The following is a 17,105-nucleotide window of genomic DNA, read 5'->3' on the forward strand; positions in this document are numbered from 1 at the left end:
AGTGAATAACGTCGAGATTCCGGGTTCGCGCTTCGCGCGCCCCGGAATGACAGAGAGAATAGAACCATGAACTTCGACGATACCCCGCAGGAAGCTGAATTTCGCGCCACTGCTCGCGCCTGGATCGCGGCCAATGCACCGAAGCAGTACGAGGAGGAGCTTCGCAAGTCTTCGCTCGGCCGCACGCAATTGAAGAACGCCAACATTCTGGAAGTGGCAAAGGCCTGGCAAAAGAAGAAGGCCGATGCCGGCTGGGCCTGCCTGCACTGGCCGAAGGAGTATGGCGGCCGCGGCTCGTCGCCGATCGAGCGTGTGATCTGGCAGCAGGAAGAGGGGCCGTTCGGCCAGCTATCCCGCATGTTCATCATCGGCCACGGCATGTGCGGGCCGACCATGATGGCGTTCGCGCGCGAGGAGCACAAGCGCGCCTATCTGCCGCCGCTCGCCTCCGGCGAAAAGGTCTGGTGCCAGCTGTTCTCCGAGCCCGCGGGCGGCTCCGACGTTGCGGGCCTGCGCACGCGCGCGGAGAAAGACGGCGACGAGTGGGTCATCAACGGCCAGAAGATCTGGACGTCGGGCGCGCACTATTCCGATTACGGCATTTTGCTCACCCGCACCGATCCGACCGTGCCCAAGCACAAGGGCCTGACCATGTTCTTCCTGGACATGAAGAGCCCCGGCGTCGAGGTGCGGCCGATCAAGCAGGCCAGCGGCGCTTCCGACTTCAACGAGGTCTATTTCACCAATGTTCGCATTCCCGATCATCAGCGCCTCGGCGAGGTCGGTGACGGCTGGAACGTCTCGCTGACCACGCTGATGAACGAGCGCAGCGCGATCGGCGCGGCCGTCTCGACAGGCTTCCCCGAGCTGTTCGAATATTGCTCCAGCCTGATGCTGGACGATGGCCCGGCAATCGAGGACCGCGCGGTGCGCGCGAAGCTGGCGAGCTGGGCGGTGAAGGCGAGCGGGTTGCGCTACACCAGCATGCGCGCGATCTCCGCGCTGTCTAAGGGCGAGCGCCCGGGGCCGGAAAATTCCATCGGCAAGCTGGTCGCGGGCTCGATGATCCAGGATGTCGCGACCTATGCGCTGGATCTGCAAGGCGCCGCCGGTGTGATCAGCGGTCCTGAAGATTCCGAACTCGCCGGCCGTTTCCAGGCGATGCTGCTGCGCGCGCCGGGCACGCGTGTCGAAGGCGGCACCGACGAGATCATGCGCAACATCATCGCCGAGCGGGTGTTGGGCCTGCCCGGCGACATCCGGGTGGACAAGGACGTGCCGTTCAACAAGATCCCGACGAAGGGAAGAGGTTGATGATCCTCATCCTGAGGAGCCGCGGAACGCGGCGTCTCGAAGGATGCAGGCCCGACTGGGGCCTCGTGGTTTGAGACGGCGCTGCGCGCCTCCTCACCATGAGGGACTAAGACAGAGCAAGAACGAAGAGGTCCGCCGTGAATTTCGACGACACCCCGCAGGAAGCCGCATTCCGCGAGACCGCGCGCAAATGGGTCGAGGCCAACGCGCCGAAGGAGTTTTTGGCCGAGCTGTCAAAATCCTCGCTCGGCCGTATCCGGCTCGCCAACCACGACATCGTCGATGTCGGCAAGGCCTGGCAGAAGAAGAAGGCCGAAGGCAATTGGGCCTGCCTACATTGGCCCAAGGAATATGGCGGCCGGGGTGCAACGCCGATCGAGCGGGTGATCTGGCAGCAGGAGGAAGGCGTCTATGGCAAGCTGACGCAGCCGTTCCAGATCGGCGAGGGCATGTGCGGCCCAACCGTGATGGCTTTTGGCAGCGAGGACGCCAAGCGGCGCCATTTGCCGAAGCTGGCCGCAGGCGAGGAGATCTGGTGCCAGCTGTTCTCCGAGCCGTCGGCGGGCTCCGACGTCGCGGGCTTGCGCACGCGCGCGGAGAAGAAGGGCGACAATTGGGTCGTCAACGGCCAGAAGATCTGGACCTCCGGCGCGCACTATTCCGACTACGGACTTTTGATCGCGCGCACCGATCCCAATGTGCCCAAGCACAAGGGTCTCACCATGTTCTTCCTGGACATGAAGAGCCCTGGCGTCGAGGTGCGGCCGATCAAGCAGGCCAACGGCATGCAGGAGTTCAACGAGGTCTATTTCACCGACGTCGTCATTCCCGACAGCCAGCGCCTCGGCGCCGTCGGCGAGGGCTGGAGCGTGTCGCTGACCACGTTGATGAACGAGCGGATGTCGATCGGCTCGCGGCTTGCGACCGGCGTGCCCGAGATGTTCGAGTTCTGCTCCAATCTGATGATGGAGGATGGCCTCGCCATCGACGATCCCGCCGTGCGCTCAAAACTTGCGAGCTGGGCCGTGAAGTCGAGCGGGTTGAAATACACCAGCTACCGAGCGATCTCGGCGCTGTCCAAGGGTGAACGGCCGGGGCCGGAGAATTCGATCGGCAAGCTCGTGTCCGGCATGATGCTGCAGGACATCGCGACCTATGCCATGGACCTCCAGGGCGCGGCCGGCGTTCTTACAGGCAGCGACGAGGAAACCGTGCAGGGCCAGTTTCAGCAGATGCTGCTGTCCTCGCCCTCGATGCGTATCGCGGGCGGCACAGACGAGATCTTGCGCAACATCATCGCCGAGCGCGTGCTGGGATTGCCGGGCGACATCCGCGTCGACAAGGACGTGCCGTATAACAAGATTCCGACCAAGGGACGGTGATCTAGCCTCTCGCTGTATCTTGTAGGGTGGGCAAAGCGAAGCGTGCCCACCATATGCAGATGCGCCGAGGTAAGTCTGTCGGTGGGCACGGCGCTATGCGCCTTTGCCCACCTTACGTAGAGAAGGCGCGAGTTGATCCATGGACGCACAAGTAAAGCAAGACGACCGCATCGGCGTGCTCGAAGAGCTGCTCAACGAGCGCTACTCGGTCCGTGCCTTCCTGGCCAAGGAGGTCGATCGCGCGACGATCGAACATTTGCTGACCACCGCGCAGCGCACGGCGTCCTGGTGCAACAGCCAGCCCTGGCAGATCGTCATCGCCAGCGGCGAGGCCAAGGAGCGTTTCCGCAATCTGATTTATAAGGAGGCTTCGGGCGGTCTCGGGGACGACTATGATTTCCCGCCGCCACGCGAATATCTCGGCGCGTACCTCGAACGCCGCCGCGAGAGCGGTTTTCAGCTCTACAACACGCTCGGCATCGTGCGCGGAGACAAGACGGCGTACGCGAAGCAGGCGCTAGAGAACTACAATTTCTTCGGTGCGCCGCATGTGGCCATCATCCACACCGACGAGCCGCTCGGCATCTACGGTGCGATCGATTGCGGCGCCTATGTCTCGAACTTCATGCTGGCCGCGCAGGCGCTCGGGCTCGGTACGATTCCGCAGGCGGCGCTCGCGCGCCACTCCGGCCTGATCCGCCGCCATTTCAATCTGCCTGATGATCGCCGCATCGTTTGCGGCATTTCGTTCGGCTATGCCGACAACGCCCATAAGGCCAACAGCTACCGCACGTCGCGTGCGAGCGTGGCCGAGACCGTGACCTTCGTGGACAAGTAATCAGGCGTGGACCGGTGATCGAGGCGGCGCACGCCCCGCATCACGTTTCAGACGCGATCACGTCAGACATACGAAGACGGCCGCGGAAGCGGCCGCCTTCATCGCGGTCTCAATCCGAATAACGCCCGCCGTCAGCCGCCGCTGCCGCCGATCACGGCGCGAATGGTCTCGTCGGGCCCGAAATCCTCCGCGCCGTCGACATAGAGCAGCGCCGCGAGCTTGGAGCGCGCGCGGTTGACGCGGCTCTTGATCGTGCCCACCGCGCAGCCGCAGATCGAGGCCGCATCCTCATAGGAGAAGCCGGAGGCGCCGACGAGGATCAGCGCTTCACGCTGGTCCTGCGGAAGCTTGTCGAGCGCCGTGCGGAATTCCTCGAACTCGAGATGGGCGTTCTGCGAGGGCTGCGTCTTCAGCGTCTTGGCATAGTTGCCTTCGGCATCCTCGACTTCCCGCCGCCGCTTGCGATAGTCGGAGCGGAACAGGTTGCGCAGGATCGTGAACAGCCACGCCGGCAGATTGGAGCCGGGCTGGAACGAGTCGATGTTGGCGAGCGCGCGCAACAGCGTCTCCTGGACAAGATCGTCGGCGCGATCGGCATTGCCGCTGAGCGAGATGGCGAACGCGCGCAGACTGGGCACGGCCGCCAGGATGTCGTTACGCAGGGAGTCCGTGAGAGGCATCAATCCCTCCCATTGTTGTTGTCGTTGGAGCCGCCACCATTTTCCACTTGGGGTGTCGCTCCCGGCGCATCAAGTTTCTTGATCAGTTCCGCGAACCGGTCCGGAACCCCCTGCCGCACCACGTCGTCGTACATGGCGCGCAGCTGGTGCCCAATCCGGGACTGAATCTCCGGAGTGAGCCCTCCCTTGCCGGGGGTCGTGCTTTTGCTGGCTTGAGACTTGAGATCTTTCATGACCTGTTCCACGTTTCCCCGAGTTAAGTAGCTGTAAAATCGAGAAGTTCTCTCAACCGGGAGCCGTTCCCTGGATAGGCTCAATGCGAGTTGCGAGAAAAAGTTCCGCCCCCATGCGGAACTTTTCTCAGTCTGAGGCGTAATCAGCCCAGCAGGGGAACCCGGGCCCCCCGCCTAACGCCTGCACGTCAAGGTCGGCCCGAAGATGATATGGAGTGGGGATGTCCCGTTCACAGCTCGTTGCTGAACACTTGCCGTTGTTGCGCCGGTATGCACGCGCCCTGACGGGCAGCCAGTCCTCCGGTGACGCCTATGTCGCAGCCATGTTGGAAGCCATGCTGGGGGATCCGTCGGTGCTCGACGAGAGCCACGGGCCGCGCGCCGGCCTCTTCCGGCTGTTCACCCAAATCTGGAATTCCGTTTCCGTCAACGACGATTCGGAAGTGACGAACCTGCCGATGCCCCCGGAGCGACGGCTGTCCAACATCACGCCGTTGCCGCGGCAAGCCTTCCTGCTGCTCTCGCTCGAGGGATTCTCGGAAGAAGAGGTCGGCTACATTCTCGGCACCGACGTCGGCGAGACGCGCCGGCTTGCGGATGCCGCAGGGCGTGAGATGGCCGCCGAGATCGCCACCGACGTGCTGATCATCGAGGATGAGACCTTCATCGCCATGGACCTCGAAAGCCTGGTGAAGAACCTCGGCCACAATGTCGTCGGCGTCGCCCGCACCCACGCCGATGCGGTCGCGCTGGCAAAGAACAAGCGACCCGGCCTGATCCTCGCCGACATCCAGCTCGCCGACGGTTCGTCGGGCCTCGACGCCGTCAACGAGCTGCTCCGCACCTTCGAGGTGCCGGTAGTGTTCATCACGGCATACCCTGAGCGCTTCCTCACCGGCGAGCGTCCCGAGCCGGCGTTCCTGATCTCAAAGCCATTCCAGCCGGCTATGGTGTCGGCGGTGGCGAGCCAGGCGCTGTTCTTCCAGCGCAACTCGCGCAACCGCGCGCCGAAAGTGCCGGCGGCGTAAGGAAGCGCCTGCGCCCGGCATTTGACGAAATCCCGATCCGGCGTGCCGCAAGGTGCGCCGGATTTTCGTTGACCGGGTTGCCACGCTTGACGGCCATCGAATTCGCCGCTCATACCTCGTGCAGCGGCCGCGTTGCAGCCGCGGTGCCATCGGAGACGTGTTCATGGACCAGCAACTCCTCGATCGTCTCGCCATCCGCGACCTCGTCGAGAACTGGGCGGTGTGGCGCGATGCCGGCGACTGGGAGCGCTTTGCCACCGTCTGGCACGAGGAAGGCTGGATGTCCGCCACCTGGTTTCAGGGGCCGGCGCGGGATTTCATGCGGGTCAGCCAGGAAGGGTTCGCCAAGGGCGTGCGCATCCTGCATTTCCTCGGCGGCACCAGTATCGACCTCGAGGGGGCGCGCGCCATCGCGCAGACCAAGATGACCATCTCGCAGCGCGCGCCGGTGCACGACGTGCCCTGCGACGTGGTCTGCACCGGGCGCTTCTACGATTTCCTGGAGAAGCGGCAGGGAAAATGGGGCATCGTCCGCCGCCAGCCGATCTACGAGAAGGACCGGATCGACCCGGTCGATCCCGCCGCGACACTTCAGCTCGACCAGAAAGCCCTTGCCGCGCTCCCGGAAGGCTACCGCCACCTCGCCTACATGCAGGAGCTGATCGGCTACAAGGTCAAGCGCGACATGCCGGGCCTGACCGGGCCTGAGGTCGAGAAGCTCTATGCCGAGGGTCGGGATTGGCTGGCGGGGAAGGCGAACTGAACTCCAGACAAAAGTAAGGCGCGACTGGCATCACCACAGTCGCGCCCTACGTCACCGGCTTATGGGGCAGGGGGGAATAGCCGGCTGTTGAGACGACTCCCGTCCGCGAAAGTCGTTCCAGGCGGTTGCGAAATTTTTTTCGCGGGGACAGTGCCCTTTCGCACACGGTTAAGTGATCTTAACGACTGAGAACTCTGGGTCCTCTCCTCGCGTTGTTCCCGCGATCGCCATGGGGCGAGGGACCGACAGCCATGTCACAGATTCAAAAGGTATTTTTAGGCGCGGTCGCGATCGCCGCGACGCTTGGCGCTGTCCAGGTGGGCGCCGTGCAGCTGGCCTCCGGCCATGATCTGGCCGACCGCTGGCAGGCGGTCGCTGACAAGCCGGGCCATAACGTCAATCGCGCCAGCAAAGCCGACCGGCTGGCCGACATCAAGCAGGCTGAGGTTCCGACCCGCACCGTGTCGATGCGGCTGAACGATCTGGCCGACACGTCGGTGCTGTTGCGGGTCCCCGCAGTGATCGAGGCCGGTAACGCCAAGCCGCCGGTGTTGCTCCCGGACCAGAAGCAGAGCCGCAAAAAGCCGACGATCGCCTGCGAGCCGATGGTCAGCTCCCTGACCGAGGTCGCAAAACTGCTCCAGCCCGGCCGCTGCGTGACCTGACCGGCATTTGCCACGGAAAAGTCGCCCTCCGTCCGGAGGGCGATTGCTGCCGTCCACTTGATCCCCTGCCCCCTCGCGTTATATCCCGGGTTTCTTCCCCTTTCGATTGACCGGGTAAACGCATGACGACGTCAGACACGGCTGTGCATACGCAGCCCTTCCAGGCCGAGGTTTCCGAGCTTCTGCACCTGATGGTGCACTCCGTCTATTCCGAGACCGACATCTTCCTGCGCGAGCTCGTCTCGAACGCATCGGACGCCTGCGACAAGCTGCGCTATGAGGCTATCGCTACTCCGGCGCTGCTGGGTGACGGCGACGCGCTCAAGATCCGGATCATTCCGAACAAGACGGCCGGAACGCTTGCGATCGCCGACAATGGCATCGGCATGGAGCGGCAGGAGCTGATCGACCACCTCGGCACCATCGCCCGCTCCGGCACCAAGGCCTTCGTGTCGAAGCTCAAGGAGGCCAAGGATGGTCTGGGCCTGATCGGCCAGTTCGGCGTCGGCTTCTATTCCGCCTTCATGGTCGCCGACAAGATCGTCGTGGTGAGCCGCCGCGCCGGCGAGAGCGACGTCTGGACCTGGACGTCCTCGGGCGGCTCGGGCTTCGAGATCGCGCGTGCCAGCGAGGAGGATGCGGCCCGCGTGCAGCGCGGCACCGAGATCGTCCTGCATCTCAAGGACGAAGCGAAGAAATATCTCGAAGCCTACGAGATCGAGCGTATCGTCGGCGCTTATTCCGACAACATTCTCTTCCCCATCGAGCTCGTGCCCGAAGAGGGTGAGCCGCGTCAGATCAATTCTGCGAGCGCGCTATGGCAGCGCTCGAAATCCGAGCTCACGCCGGAAGACTACAAGAAGGCCTATCAGCAGATCGCCTCCGCCTTCGACGATCCCGCGATGACGCTGCATTATCGCGCGGAGGGGCGTTACTCCTACGCCGTGCTGCTGTTCGCGCCATCGACAAAGCCGTTCGACCTGTTCGAGCCAAACCGCAAGGGGCGCGTCAAGCTCTATGTCCGCCGCGTGTTCATCACCGACGATGCCGATCTGCTGCCGGGCTATCTCCGCTTCATCCGCGGCGTCGTCGACAGCGAGGATCTCCCGCTCAACATCTCCCGCGAGATGCTTCAGAACAATCCGCAACTCGCGCAGATCCGCAAGGCCGTAGCGACCCGCGTACTGTCCGAGCTCGAAAGCCTTGCGGAGAAGGATCCGGAGAACTTCGCGAAAATCTGGGAGGCCTTCGGCGCGGTGCTGAAAGAAGGCATCTACGAGGATTTCGAGCGCCGCGAAAAGCTGCTCGCGCTGTCGCGTTTCACCACGACCTCGGGCGAGAAGCGCTCGCTCAAGGACGTCATCGCCGATTTCAAGCCGAACCAGACCGAGATCTATTACCTCGTCGGCGACAGTATCGAGCGGCTGAAGTCGAACCCCCGGCTCGAGGCGGCGACTGCGCGCGGCATCGAAGTGCTGCTGCTGTCCGATCCCGTCGACGCCTTCTGGACCTCGATGCCCTCGGAGTTTGACGGCAAGCCGCTGAAGTCGCTGAGCCAGGGCGATCTCAATCTCGACCTGATCCCGCGCGTCGACGAGGCCGACGAGGCGAACAAGGACGAGCCGGCCGCCGACGAGGCCGCCACCATCGCGGTGATCAAGGCCGCGCTCGGCGAGCGCGTCAGCGACGTCAAGGCCTCGACGCGTCTGACCAGCTCCGCTTCCTGCCTCGTCGCCGACAGCCAGGGCCCGAGCCGCGAGCTCGAGCGCATCCTGGCCCAGCAGAACCGTGGCATGCGCACCAAGCCGATCCTCGAGATCAACCTGCGCCATCCGCTGGTCACGGCGATCACGAAGGCTCAGGCCGGCTCGAAGGCGGTCGACGATCTCAGCCTGCTCCTGCTCGAACAGGCGCAGATCCTGGACGGCGAGCTGCCGGAGGACCCTGCGGCGTTTGCGGCAAGGCTGAACCGGCTGGTGTTGCAGGGGCTCGGCGGGTAGCCGGCGCAGGCCATATGTGCCGCCGCGCTCATTCCGCCGCGTGATCCTTCCGCTCATCGCACGCGACGGTAGCTTGCGGCTTCTTCTCCATCCAGCGCGAGAGCAGGTCGGAGAAGCGGTCGAGGTAGAGGTAGACGACCGGGGTCGTGAACAGCGTCAGCGCCTGGCTCACGAGAAGGCCGCCAACCATCGCATAACCGAGCGGTTGGCGGATTTCGGAGCCGGTGCCGCTTCCGAGCATCAGCGGCACGCCGCCTAGCAGGGCGGCCATCGTTGTCATCATGATCGGGCGAAAGCGCAGCAGCGCCGCCTGGCGGATCGATTGCTCCGGGGTGAGATGCTGCTCGCGTTCGGCCGCGATGGCGAAATCCACCATCATGATGCCGTTCTTCTTGACGATGCCGATCAGGAGAATGACCCCGATCAGGGCAATGAGACTGAAGTCGAAGCCGAAGATCATCAGGATCGCGACGGCGCCGACGCCAGCCGAGGGCAACGTGGACAGGATGGTCAGAGGATGGATGTAGCTCTCGTAGAGCACGCCCAGAATCAAATAGACCACGACCAGTGCGGCGAGGATCAGCAACGGCACGGTGCCGAGCGATTGCTGGAATGCCTGCGCGGTACCCTGAAAACTTGTTGCCAGCGCCGGCGGCGCGCGCATCTCGCGGACCGCGTGCAGCACCGCGTCGGTCGCCTGTCCCAGCGCCACGCCCTCGGCAAGATTAAAGCTGATCGTCACCGACGGAAATTGGCCTTGATGCGAGATCGCAAGCGGTCGCACGGGCACATTGGTCCAGTTGCAGAACACCGAGAGCGGCACCTCGTCGCCGGTAAGCGGTGATTTGAGATAGATCTTGTCGAGCGTACCGAGCCGGCCTTGCAGGTCCGGTGTGATCTCCAGGACGATGTGATAGCTGTTGGTCTGGGTAAAATATTGCGCGACCTGACGCTGGCCGAACGCGTCATAGAGGGTGTCGTCGATCAGCTGCGGCTGAATGCCGTAGCGTGCGGCGGTGTCGCGATTGATCCTGAGTTGAACCGTCGTGCCTTCGGTTTGCTGGTCGGTCGCGACGTCGCGCAGTTGCGGCAGCGTCTTCATCGCATCGAGGATTTTCGGCGCCCATTCGTTCAGTTCGGCGAGGTTAGCGTCCTGGAGCGTGAATTCGAACTGAGTGCGGGTGGCGCGGCCGCCGAGACGAACGTCCTGCGAGGCCTGCATATAGAGCTTGGCGCCCTCCACCTTGGCGATCTTGGGCCGCAGCCGCGCGATGATCTGCTGTGCGCCGGCATCGCGCTCCTCCAGCGGTTTCAAGGTGATGTACATGCGCCCCGAGTTCAGTGCCGTACCGCCGCCGCCGATGAACATCGCGATCGAAGCGACGGCGGGGTCGGCCTGCACGATGGTGTTGAGCTCCACCTGGCGCCGTTTCATCTCGGCAAAGGAGATGTCCTGGGGCATCTCGGACACGGCTGTGAGGAAGCCGTTGTCCTGCTGCGGGAAGAAACCCTTCGGGATCAGGATGAAGAGGTAGATCGAGAGTGCTACGGTCGCGAAGAAGATGCAAAGGGTGACGAAACTGTGGCGCAGCGCGACGTCGAGCCCGCGTTCGTAGGCGCCGAGCACCCTTCCGAACATCCGCTCGCTCCACTGGTAAAAGCGGCCGTGCCGAGCCTCGTGGTTGGCGCGCAGGAAGCGCGAAGCCATCATCGGCGTCAGGGTCAGCGACACCACCAGAGAAACAAGGATCGCCATCGCCAGCGTGACCGCGAATTCGCGGAACAGCCGGCCGATGATGCCGCCCATCAGGAGCAACGGGATCAGCACCGCGATCAGAGAGATGCTGATCGAGACGATCGTAAAGCCGATTTCGGCCGCGCCCTTGTAGGCCGCAGCAAGCGGCCTCTCGCCCTGCTCGACGTAACGGGTGATGTTCTCCAGCATCACGATGGCGTCGTCCACCACGAAGCCGACCGCGATCGTCAGCGCCATCAAGGAGAGGTTATCCAGCGAATAGCCGAAGACCCACATCAGCGAGCAGGCTCCCAGTAGCGCTAGCGGCACAGTGATGCTCGGGATGATCGTCGCCCAGAAGCTGCGGAGGAAGATGAAGATCACCATCACCACGAGCGCGATAGTGGTCATGAGCGTGATCTGTACGTCCTCGACGGCGGCGCGGATGGTGATGGTGCGGTCGCTGATGATCTTGATCGAGATCGCGGGCGGGATGGCCGCGATCAGCCGCGGCAGCTGCGCCTTGATGCGATCGACGGTCTCGATGACGTTGGCGCCGGGTTGCTTGAAGATGACGAGGAATACGCCGCGCTTGCCGTCGGCCCAGGCCGCCGTCTTCATGTCCTCCGGCCCTGCCACGGCCTCACCGATGTCGCGGATCCGCAATGGAGCGCCGTTGCGATAGGCGACGATGACGTCCTGCCAATGCTGGGCCTGGGTGAGCTGGTCGTTGGCGTAGATCGTGTAGGCGCGCTTGGCCCCGTCGATGCTGCCCTTCGGGCTGTCGGTGGTCGCAGCCGCGATCTGGGCGCGCACGTCCTCCAGCGACAGGCCCTTGGCGACGAGCTTGGCCGGATCGATCTGTATGCGTACGGAGGGTTTCTGCTGTCCGCCGACGAACACTTGGGCGACGCCGGATAACTGGCTGATCTGTTGCGCGAGCTGCGCATCGGTGCGGTCGCTGACGACGGTCAGCGGCAGCGTGTCGGACGTCGCGGACAGGATCATCACCGGCGAATCCGCCGGGTTGACCTTGCGATAGGTGGGAGGCGAGGGCAGGTTCTTCGGCAATTGGCCGCTCGCTGCATTGATCGCTGCCTGCACATCGTTGGCGGCGGCGTCGATCTTCCGGTTGAGGTCGAACTGGATCGTGATCGACGCCGAACCCAGCGAGCTGGTCGACGTCATCTGCGTGATGCCGGGGATCTGTGCGAGCTGGCGTTCGAGCGGCTGCGCCACGGAAGAGGCCATGGTCTCGGGGCTGCCGCCGGGGAGCGAGGCCGAGAGCTGAATGGTCGGAAAGTCGACCTGGGGCAGCGGTGCAACCGGCAGCAGAGGATAGGCCACGAGGCCTACGAACAGGATGCCCGCCATCAGCAGTGAGGTGCCGATCGGATAGCGGATGAACGGAGACGAGAAGCTCTCTTGCATGCCCTGACACCACAGCCCTGGCCAGCGCATCTTCTCCCCGCGCACAGCGGAGTCGCGCCCGAGAGCGCAAGTGCGTTTCCTTCAGCCCATTTGCTTGTTCATTGCCCTGGAACGTCGTCGGTCCGGGCCGGCGTTGTGATCGAAAGACTAGTACGTTCGCTTGGGCCAGCGAACGGATTCCTGCGCTGGATGCTTTGCGACCTTTGTCGAAGGAGAGCTGCAGCGAGTTATGCGTTCCGCGCAAGCCGGAAAACTGGGTGCTTTCCGCTTCCGCATCTTTGCGGCGCTGTGTCTCACTCATTTCGTCGCGTGTCACAAGCCGAAGAGGTATGAAATAGGAACAATCGCTTCTGCCGCTCAGTTGTGCCATATCGAAATGACATAACGCGTGCCGTTGCCACCGATTCGAGGAATGTCCGATGCGCCTGCCGATCCTGACCCTCACCGCAATTGTTACGCTGTTCGCGGCGGCAGATGCCAGCGCCCAGACCTACGATCCGCGTTACCCGGTGTGCATGCACGTCTATATGCCCGGCGGCTTCGGCGGTGGCGGCGGCGACTATTTCGACTGCTCCTTCACCTCGCTGCCGCAGTGCCGCGCCACGGCTTCGGGCCGCTCGGCAAGCTGCGACGTCAATCCCTACTACGCGTTCGACCAACCCCCGCCGCCGCCGCGCCGGCGCCACAAGAACGTGCACTAGCGATCCGCAATGCGGCCTTCAGGGGGAATTTTCATGCGTCGCTTATTCGGCCTGATCATGACCGTCGGTGCCCTGCTCACGGCCGCGCCGTCGCATGCGCAGACCTTCGATCCGCGCTATCCCGTCTGCATGCACGTCTATTCCGGTGCGAACGGGGGTGGCGGGGAGTGGTACGATTGCTCCTTCACCTCCGTGCCTCAGTGCCGAGCTACCGCTTCAGGCCGCTCCGCCAGCTGCGATCTCAATCCGTATTATCCGTTCAACGCACCACCGCAGCGCTTGCGCCATCAGCGCGGCGGCTAGCGCGGGGCAATTACGTCCCGGCGGTCCGTGGGGCATCGCGGATGAGCCGCCGCGTGCCTTTTAGGAGGGCGGCGCCATGTTGACAGCGTCGACGATTGCGTTGGTCAATTGCCACGTCATCTTGTCCGTGGTCCAGTCGCTTGCGTGCAGCCTGTCGTCGTCGCCTGGGTCGACCATGCGGTCGAACGAAATCCCGGCGACATCATGCCAGCCCTTCATCAGCGCGAAACGGCCGAAGACGTTGACGCGCTTCTCCTGCGCGATCTGGCTGATCGCCTTGACCATGGCGCTTGCCTTCCTGGCCTTGGCCGGTGTCAGCAGCGCCGGCACATATTGAAGGTCCATCAGGATCACATCGATCTGCTTGGCGTCGAGCAGCCGGTCAACACCCTCGCGGATCGCTTGCGTGGTGTCCTCGAACGAGGGACCGGCGGATTGCCACACTGAATTGGTACCGACCTGCCAGATCACCAGATCGGGCTTCAGATCGAAGACGTCATGCTCGAACCGATTCAACTCCAAACGAGCATCTTCGCCGCCGACGCCGCGGTTGATCACCTCGATTGCGACGTTTGGAAATTTTACCCGAAGGTCCGACAGCAGCCGCTGCGGATAGGGCGCAATACCCCCTTCGCCCGCCGTGGTCGACGAGCCGATCGCGACCAGCCTGGCCTGTCCGCCCTTCACTCGGTGAGCAAAATTTGTCAGCGGCTGCTCGAAAGGCGCGGCCCGGACGGGAAACTCTAAGGGATCGAGAGCCACGGGTCGCTTTCCTTTCGCAGCCAGAACAACGCCGGCAGAAAGAATAGCCCGTTTCCCCGAGGTCACCTAGCGTCGCGAGGCCCGATTGCTATTGCTTCCGGATGCCTGACAGCTCCACCACCTTGCGCCAACGGTCGGTCTCCGCCGTCAGCATGCCGCCGAATTCGCTGGCATTGCCGTGCAGCGGGATCGCGCCGAGCCCGGCGATGCGGGACTTGATCTCCGCATCGGACAGCGCGGCGTCGATTTCGCGATTGAGCAGGTCGATGATCTCGCGCGGCGTGTCGTGTGGAGCGCCGACACCGTAGAATGAACTCGTCTCGTAGCCGCTGAGCGTGTCCGCGATCGGCGGCGCGTCCGGCAAAATCTCCGAACGCTCGCGCGTGGTGACGCCGAGTGCGCGCAATTTGCCGGCGCGCACGAGCTCGAAGGATGAAGTGACGTTGTCGAACATGCCCTGAATCTGGCCGCTCATCACGTCGGTCAATCCGGGAGCCGAGCCGCGATAGGGCACGTGGATGAACTGCACGCCGGCCAGCGACTTGAACAGCTCGCCGGAGAGATGCAGCGAGGTGCCGATGCCGGAAGAGGCAATCGACATCTTGCCGGGATTGGTCTTGGCGTAGGCGATGAAGTCGGCGACGCTGTTCACCGGCAGGTCGTTGTTGACGACCAGCACCAGCGGAATTCGCGCGACGCCGGCGACCGGCGCGATGCCCTTGGCGAAATCATACGGCAGCGCCGGGTCGAACGAGGCGTTGATGGCGTTGGCGGTCGAGGTCAACAGCAGGGTGTGACCATCGGGGGCGGACGTAATCACCGCCTGTGTCCCGATATTGCTGCCGGCGCCGGGCTTGTTCTCGACGACGAAGGTCTGGCCGAGCCGGTCGGAGAGGCGCTGGCAGAGCAGCCGCGACAGCACGTCGGTGGCCCCACCCGGCGCATAGGGTACCACCCATTTCACGCTGCGCGAGGGATAGGAGGGATTGCCGATCGCAAAGGCGCGTGGCGTGGCGAGCACGGTTGCGGCAGAGGCTGCAGCCTGAAGGAAATGTCGCTTGGTGATCAATGCATGCATCCCGCTCTTCTTCCTTCTCCCTTGTGGGAGAAGGTGGCGCGAAGCGCCGGATGAGGGGTCACTCTCCGCACGTGAACTCGCGGAGAGTGCCCCCTCACCCGTCTCGCCGCTATGCGGCGAGCCACCCTCCCCAACAAGGCGAGAGGGGAAGCTTCCACGCACGATGAGATACTGCAAAGGCTGTGGCTGCGCACGCCCATCCCACCGGTTTGGTAAAGGATGACTAGAGTTAATCGCGCACTAACCCGGTTTTACCTTGTCTCTTAACACCTGGGCAGGGCGTGCGAGCTAAGCTCTCGGAACCAGCAGACACGTTCCGAAAGAATGAACGGCATGACAACCGGCGTCATCGAGCAACCGAAAGCCGCGCGCGCACCTTCGGCTTCGAAAATCTGGCTGAAGGCGATCGAGCTCACCGCACGGATCGAGACGTTGCCGGGCCGGCTGTTCGCCGACGTCGTCGATGATTGGGCGCAGCGCCAGCCCGATCGCATTGCGCTGGCCACCGATGACGCGAGCCTCGACTATGAGGGGCTTTCGAAACGCATCAATCGCTATGCGCGGTGGGCGCGCTCGGCCGGTGTGGCCAAGGGCGACAGTGTCGCGCTGATCATGCCGAACGGCATCGACTATGTCGCGGCCTGGCTCGGCATCAGCCGGGTCGGTGGCGTGGTCGCGCTGATCAACACCAAGCTCGTCGGCCGGTCGCTCGCGCATTGCATCGGTGTCGCAAGGCCCGCCCACATCATTGTCGCGCACGAGCTCAAGGATGCGCTGGACGGCGCGTCGCCACCCCTGAACACGGAAGCAAAGGTCTGGACTCATGGCGATGCCCGCAGCGAACGTGCGATCGATGTCGCGCTTGCCGCCCTCGACGACGGGCCGCTTTCGCCGGACGAGCGTGGCGACGTCACCATCGACGACCGGGCCCTGCTAATCTACACGTCCGGGACGACCGGCCTGCCGAAAGCCGCCAGCATCAGCCACCGCCGCATCCTCAATTGGGGCTTTTGGTTCGCCGGCCTCACCGGCGCGACGCCGCAGGATCGGCTCTACGATTGCCTGCCGCTGTTCCACTCGGTCGGCGGCATCGTCGCGCCATGCAGCATGCTCGCTGCCGGCGGTGCGGTGGTGATCGCGGAAAAATTCTCGGCCTCGAATTTCTGGCCCGACATTGTGCGCCACGACTGTACGCTGTTTCAGTATATCGGCGAGCTCTGTCGCTACCTGCTCAAGGCGCCGCCGTCGGAATACGAGAACCGGCATCGCCTGCGGCTCGTCTGCGGCAACGGCCTGCGCGGTGATATCTGGGACGATTTTCAGGCGCGTTTCGCCATTCCGCGCATCCTCGAATTCTACGCGGCGACGGAAGGCAATTTCTCGCTGTTCAACGTCGAGGGCCAGCCCGGCGCGATCGGCCGCGTTCCGCCGCTGCTCGCGCATCGTTTCCCTGCCGGTCTCGTCAAGCTCGATCCCGATAACGGCGCGCCGCTGCGCAATGCAGAGGGGTTTTGCATCGCCTGCGCGCGCGGCGAGCCCGGCGAAGCCATAGGCCGCATCGGCACGGCGGATGAGGGCGGCGGCCGCTTCGAGGGCTATACCGAGGCGAGCGAGACCGAGAAGAAGATCCTGCGCGATGTCTTTGCCAAGGGCGATTCCTGGTTCCGCACCGGCGACCTGATGCGGCTCGACGAGAAGGGATTCTTCCACTTCGTCGACCGCACTGGCGACACCTTTCGCTGGAAGGGCGAGAACGTCGCGACTTCGGAGGTCAACGACGCAGTGCGCGATTTCAGCGGCGTGATCGACGCCACCACCTACGGCGTCAGCATCCCCGGCACTGATGGCCGCGCCGGCATGAGCGCGATCGTGGTGAACGAGGGCTTCGTGCTCGAGGCGCTGCCCGCCCATCTCGCACAGCGCCTGCCGGCCTATGCTCATCCCGTCTTCATACGCATCTCGCGCGAGCTCGATGCGACCGAGACGTTCAAGCAGAAAAAGGGCGAGCTCGCGCGCGAGGGGTTTGATCCGGGCGCGGTCTCCGATCCGCTGTTCATGCTGGACCCGAAAACCGGCGCCTATGTCGCGCTGGACGCAGAGACATATGCGCAAATCAACGAGGGTACGATCCGGCTCTAGCCGCGCGAAAATCCGCCAGATAGGTCCAATTTTATCCGAATTGTCCAAGAAGC

The 17,105-nt window shown here is 63.7% G+C and carries 15 protein-coding genes; 10 read left to right on the top strand and 5 right to left on the bottom strand.

The features are described 5' to 3' along the window. The first annotated feature begins 66 nt into the window (after positions 1-66). From AC0L3A_RS21270 to AC0L3A_RS21280, 3 genes are all read left to right on the top strand, one after another. The gene (locus tag AC0L3A_RS21270; protein WP_219680396.1) at positions 67-1,314 is read left to right on the top strand and encodes an acyl-CoA dehydrogenase; all 1,248 of its coding nucleotides are present in this window, start codon (positions 67-69) and stop codon (positions 1,312-1,314) included. Between the two features lie 137 nt (positions 1,315-1,451). After that, positions 1,452-2,696: an acyl-CoA dehydrogenase gene (locus AC0L3A_RS21275; RefSeq protein WP_219680393.1), complete on the top strand. Its 1,245-nt coding sequence runs from the start codon at positions 1,452-1,454 to the stop codon at positions 2,694-2,696. A 139-nt stretch (positions 2,697-2,835) separates the two neighbouring features. Continuing rightward, positions 2,836-3,534 (top strand): nitroreductase, encoded by a 699-nt coding sequence (locus AC0L3A_RS21280; protein WP_473255132.1) that lies wholly within the window; start codon positions 2,836-2,838, stop codon positions 3,532-3,534. 131 nt (positions 3,535-3,665) lie between these two features. On the opposite strand, the gene AC0L3A_RS21285 is transcribed toward AC0L3A_RS21280, so the two are convergent. Together AC0L3A_RS21285 and AC0L3A_RS21290 are read right to left on the bottom strand one after the other, a co-directional pair. After that, positions 3,666-4,214: a sigma-70 family RNA polymerase sigma factor gene (locus AC0L3A_RS21285; protein ID WP_007597240.1), complete on the bottom strand. Its 549-nt coding sequence runs from the start codon at positions 4,212-4,214 to the stop codon at positions 3,666-3,668. Beyond that, complete coding sequence (locus tag AC0L3A_RS21290) at positions 4,214-4,447, bottom strand: NepR family anti-sigma factor (protein WP_007597239.1); 234 nt, start codon at positions 4,445-4,447, stop codon at positions 4,214-4,216. Before AC0L3A_RS21290 ends, AC0L3A_RS21285 begins: the two co-directional genes overlap by 1 nt. A 221-nt stretch (positions 4,448-4,668) precedes the next feature. Between AC0L3A_RS21290 and AC0L3A_RS21295 the strand changes: the two genes are divergently transcribed. The 4 genes from AC0L3A_RS21295 (at position 4,669) to htpG (ending at position 8,903) form a co-directional block, all read left to right on the top strand. Further along, positions 4,669-5,475: a response regulator gene (locus AC0L3A_RS21295; protein WP_007597237.1), complete on the top strand. Its 807-nt coding sequence runs from the start codon at positions 4,669-4,671 to the stop codon at positions 5,473-5,475. Positions 5,476-5,638: 163 nt separating this feature from the next. Continuing rightward, entirely contained in the window at positions 5,639-6,238 is a 600-nt protein-coding gene (locus AC0L3A_RS21300; RefSeq protein ID WP_219680387.1) for a nuclear transport factor 2 family protein, read from the top strand. Between the two features lie 251 nt (positions 6,239-6,489). Further along, positions 6,490-6,903 carry a hypothetical protein gene (locus AC0L3A_RS21305; protein WP_007597234.1) on the top strand — a complete coding sequence of 138 codons (414 nt, stop codon included), beginning with the start codon at positions 6,490-6,492 and terminating at the stop codon, positions 6,901-6,903. Between the two features lie 122 nt (positions 6,904-7,025). Continuing rightward, a complete protein-coding gene (gene htpG, locus AC0L3A_RS21310) occupies positions 7,026-8,903 on the top strand; it encodes a molecular chaperone HtpG (protein WP_007597233.1) in 1,878 nt (625 codons plus the stop codon). Positions 8,904-8,931: 28 nt separating this feature from the next. Here htpG and AC0L3A_RS21315 read toward each other — a convergent pair whose 3' ends face one another. Continuing rightward, positions 8,932-12,069, bottom strand: coding sequence for an efflux RND transporter permease subunit (locus AC0L3A_RS21315; protein WP_473255134.1), 3,138 nt, complete (start codon positions 12,067-12,069; stop codon positions 8,932-8,934). A 419-nt stretch (positions 12,070-12,488) separates the two neighbouring features. On the opposite strand from AC0L3A_RS21315, the gene AC0L3A_RS21320 reads away from it, so the two are divergent. Together AC0L3A_RS21320 and AC0L3A_RS21325 are read left to right on the top strand one after the other, a co-directional pair. Then, on the top strand, positions 12,489-12,770 hold the full coding sequence (locus tag AC0L3A_RS21320; RefSeq protein WP_219680379.1) for a DUF3551 domain-containing protein: 282 nt from the start codon (positions 12,489-12,491) through the stop codon (positions 12,768-12,770). Positions 12,771-12,803: 33 nt separating this feature from the next. After that, complete coding sequence (locus tag AC0L3A_RS21325; RefSeq protein ID WP_219680377.1) at positions 12,804-13,073, top strand: DUF3551 domain-containing protein; 270 nt, start codon at positions 12,804-12,806, stop codon at positions 13,071-13,073. Positions 13,074-13,133: 60 nt separating this feature from the next. Here the strand turns inward: AC0L3A_RS21325 and AC0L3A_RS21330 are convergent, their stop codons facing one another. Both AC0L3A_RS21330 and AC0L3A_RS21335 read right to left on the bottom strand, forming a co-directional pair. Next, positions 13,134-13,835, bottom strand: coding sequence for an SGNH/GDSL hydrolase family protein (locus tag AC0L3A_RS21330; RefSeq protein WP_473255135.1), 702 nt, complete (start codon positions 13,833-13,835; stop codon positions 13,134-13,136). Positions 13,836-13,923: 88 nt separating this feature from the next. Beyond that, positions 13,924-14,904 (bottom strand): Bug family tripartite tricarboxylate transporter substrate binding protein, encoded by a 981-nt coding sequence (locus AC0L3A_RS21335; RefSeq protein WP_354171457.1) that lies wholly within the window; start codon positions 14,902-14,904, stop codon positions 13,924-13,926. Between the two features lie 333 nt (positions 14,905-15,237). On the opposite strand from AC0L3A_RS21335, the gene AC0L3A_RS21340 reads away from it, so the two are divergent. After that, positions 15,238-17,052: a long-chain-acyl-CoA synthetase gene (locus AC0L3A_RS21340; RefSeq protein ID WP_354126815.1), complete on the top strand. Its 1,815-nt coding sequence runs from the start codon at positions 15,238-15,240 to the stop codon at positions 17,050-17,052. Positions 17,053-17,105 lie beyond the last annotated feature (53 nt).

The organism is Bradyrhizobium sp. MI1.3 (genome assembly GCF_055811695.1).

Coding starts and splice junctions, on each gene's coding strand:
- AC0L3A_RS21340 (WP_354126815.1), top strand. CDS start 15,238: ATGAACGGCATGACAACCGGCGTCATCGAGCAACCGAAAGCCGCGCGC.
- AC0L3A_RS21295 (WP_007597237.1), top strand. CDS start 4,669: ATGTCCCGTTCACAGCTCGTTGCTGAACACTTGCCGTTGTTGCGCCGG.
- AC0L3A_RS21320 (WP_219680379.1), top strand. CDS start 12,489: ATGCGCCTGCCGATCCTGACCCTCACCGCAATTGTTACGCTGTTCGCG.
- AC0L3A_RS21325 (WP_219680377.1), top strand. CDS start 12,804: ATGCGTCGCTTATTCGGCCTGATCATGACCGTCGGTGCCCTGCTCACG.
- AC0L3A_RS21285 (WP_007597240.1), bottom strand. CDS start 4,214: ATGCCTCTCACGGACTCCCTGCGTAACGACATCCTGGCGGCCGTGCCC.
- htpG (WP_007597233.1), top strand. CDS start 7,026: ATGACGACGTCAGACACGGCTGTGCATACGCAGCCCTTCCAGGCCGAG.
- AC0L3A_RS21280 (WP_473255132.1), top strand. CDS start 2,836: ATGGACGCACAAGTAAAGCAAGACGACCGCATCGGCGTGCTCGAAGAG.
- AC0L3A_RS21300 (WP_219680387.1), top strand. CDS start 5,639: ATGGACCAGCAACTCCTCGATCGTCTCGCCATCCGCGACCTCGTCGAG.
- AC0L3A_RS21270 (WP_219680396.1), top strand. CDS start 67: ATGAACTTCGACGATACCCCGCAGGAAGCTGAATTTCGCGCCACTGCT.
- AC0L3A_RS21305 (WP_007597234.1), top strand. CDS start 6,490: ATGTCACAGATTCAAAAGGTATTTTTAGGCGCGGTCGCGATCGCCGCG.
- AC0L3A_RS21290 (WP_007597239.1), bottom strand. CDS start 4,447: ATGAAAGATCTCAAGTCTCAAGCCAGCAAAAGCACGACCCCCGGCAAG.
- AC0L3A_RS21315 (WP_473255134.1), bottom strand. CDS start 12,069: ATGCAAGAGAGCTTCTCGTCTCCGTTCATCCGCTATCCGATCGGCACC.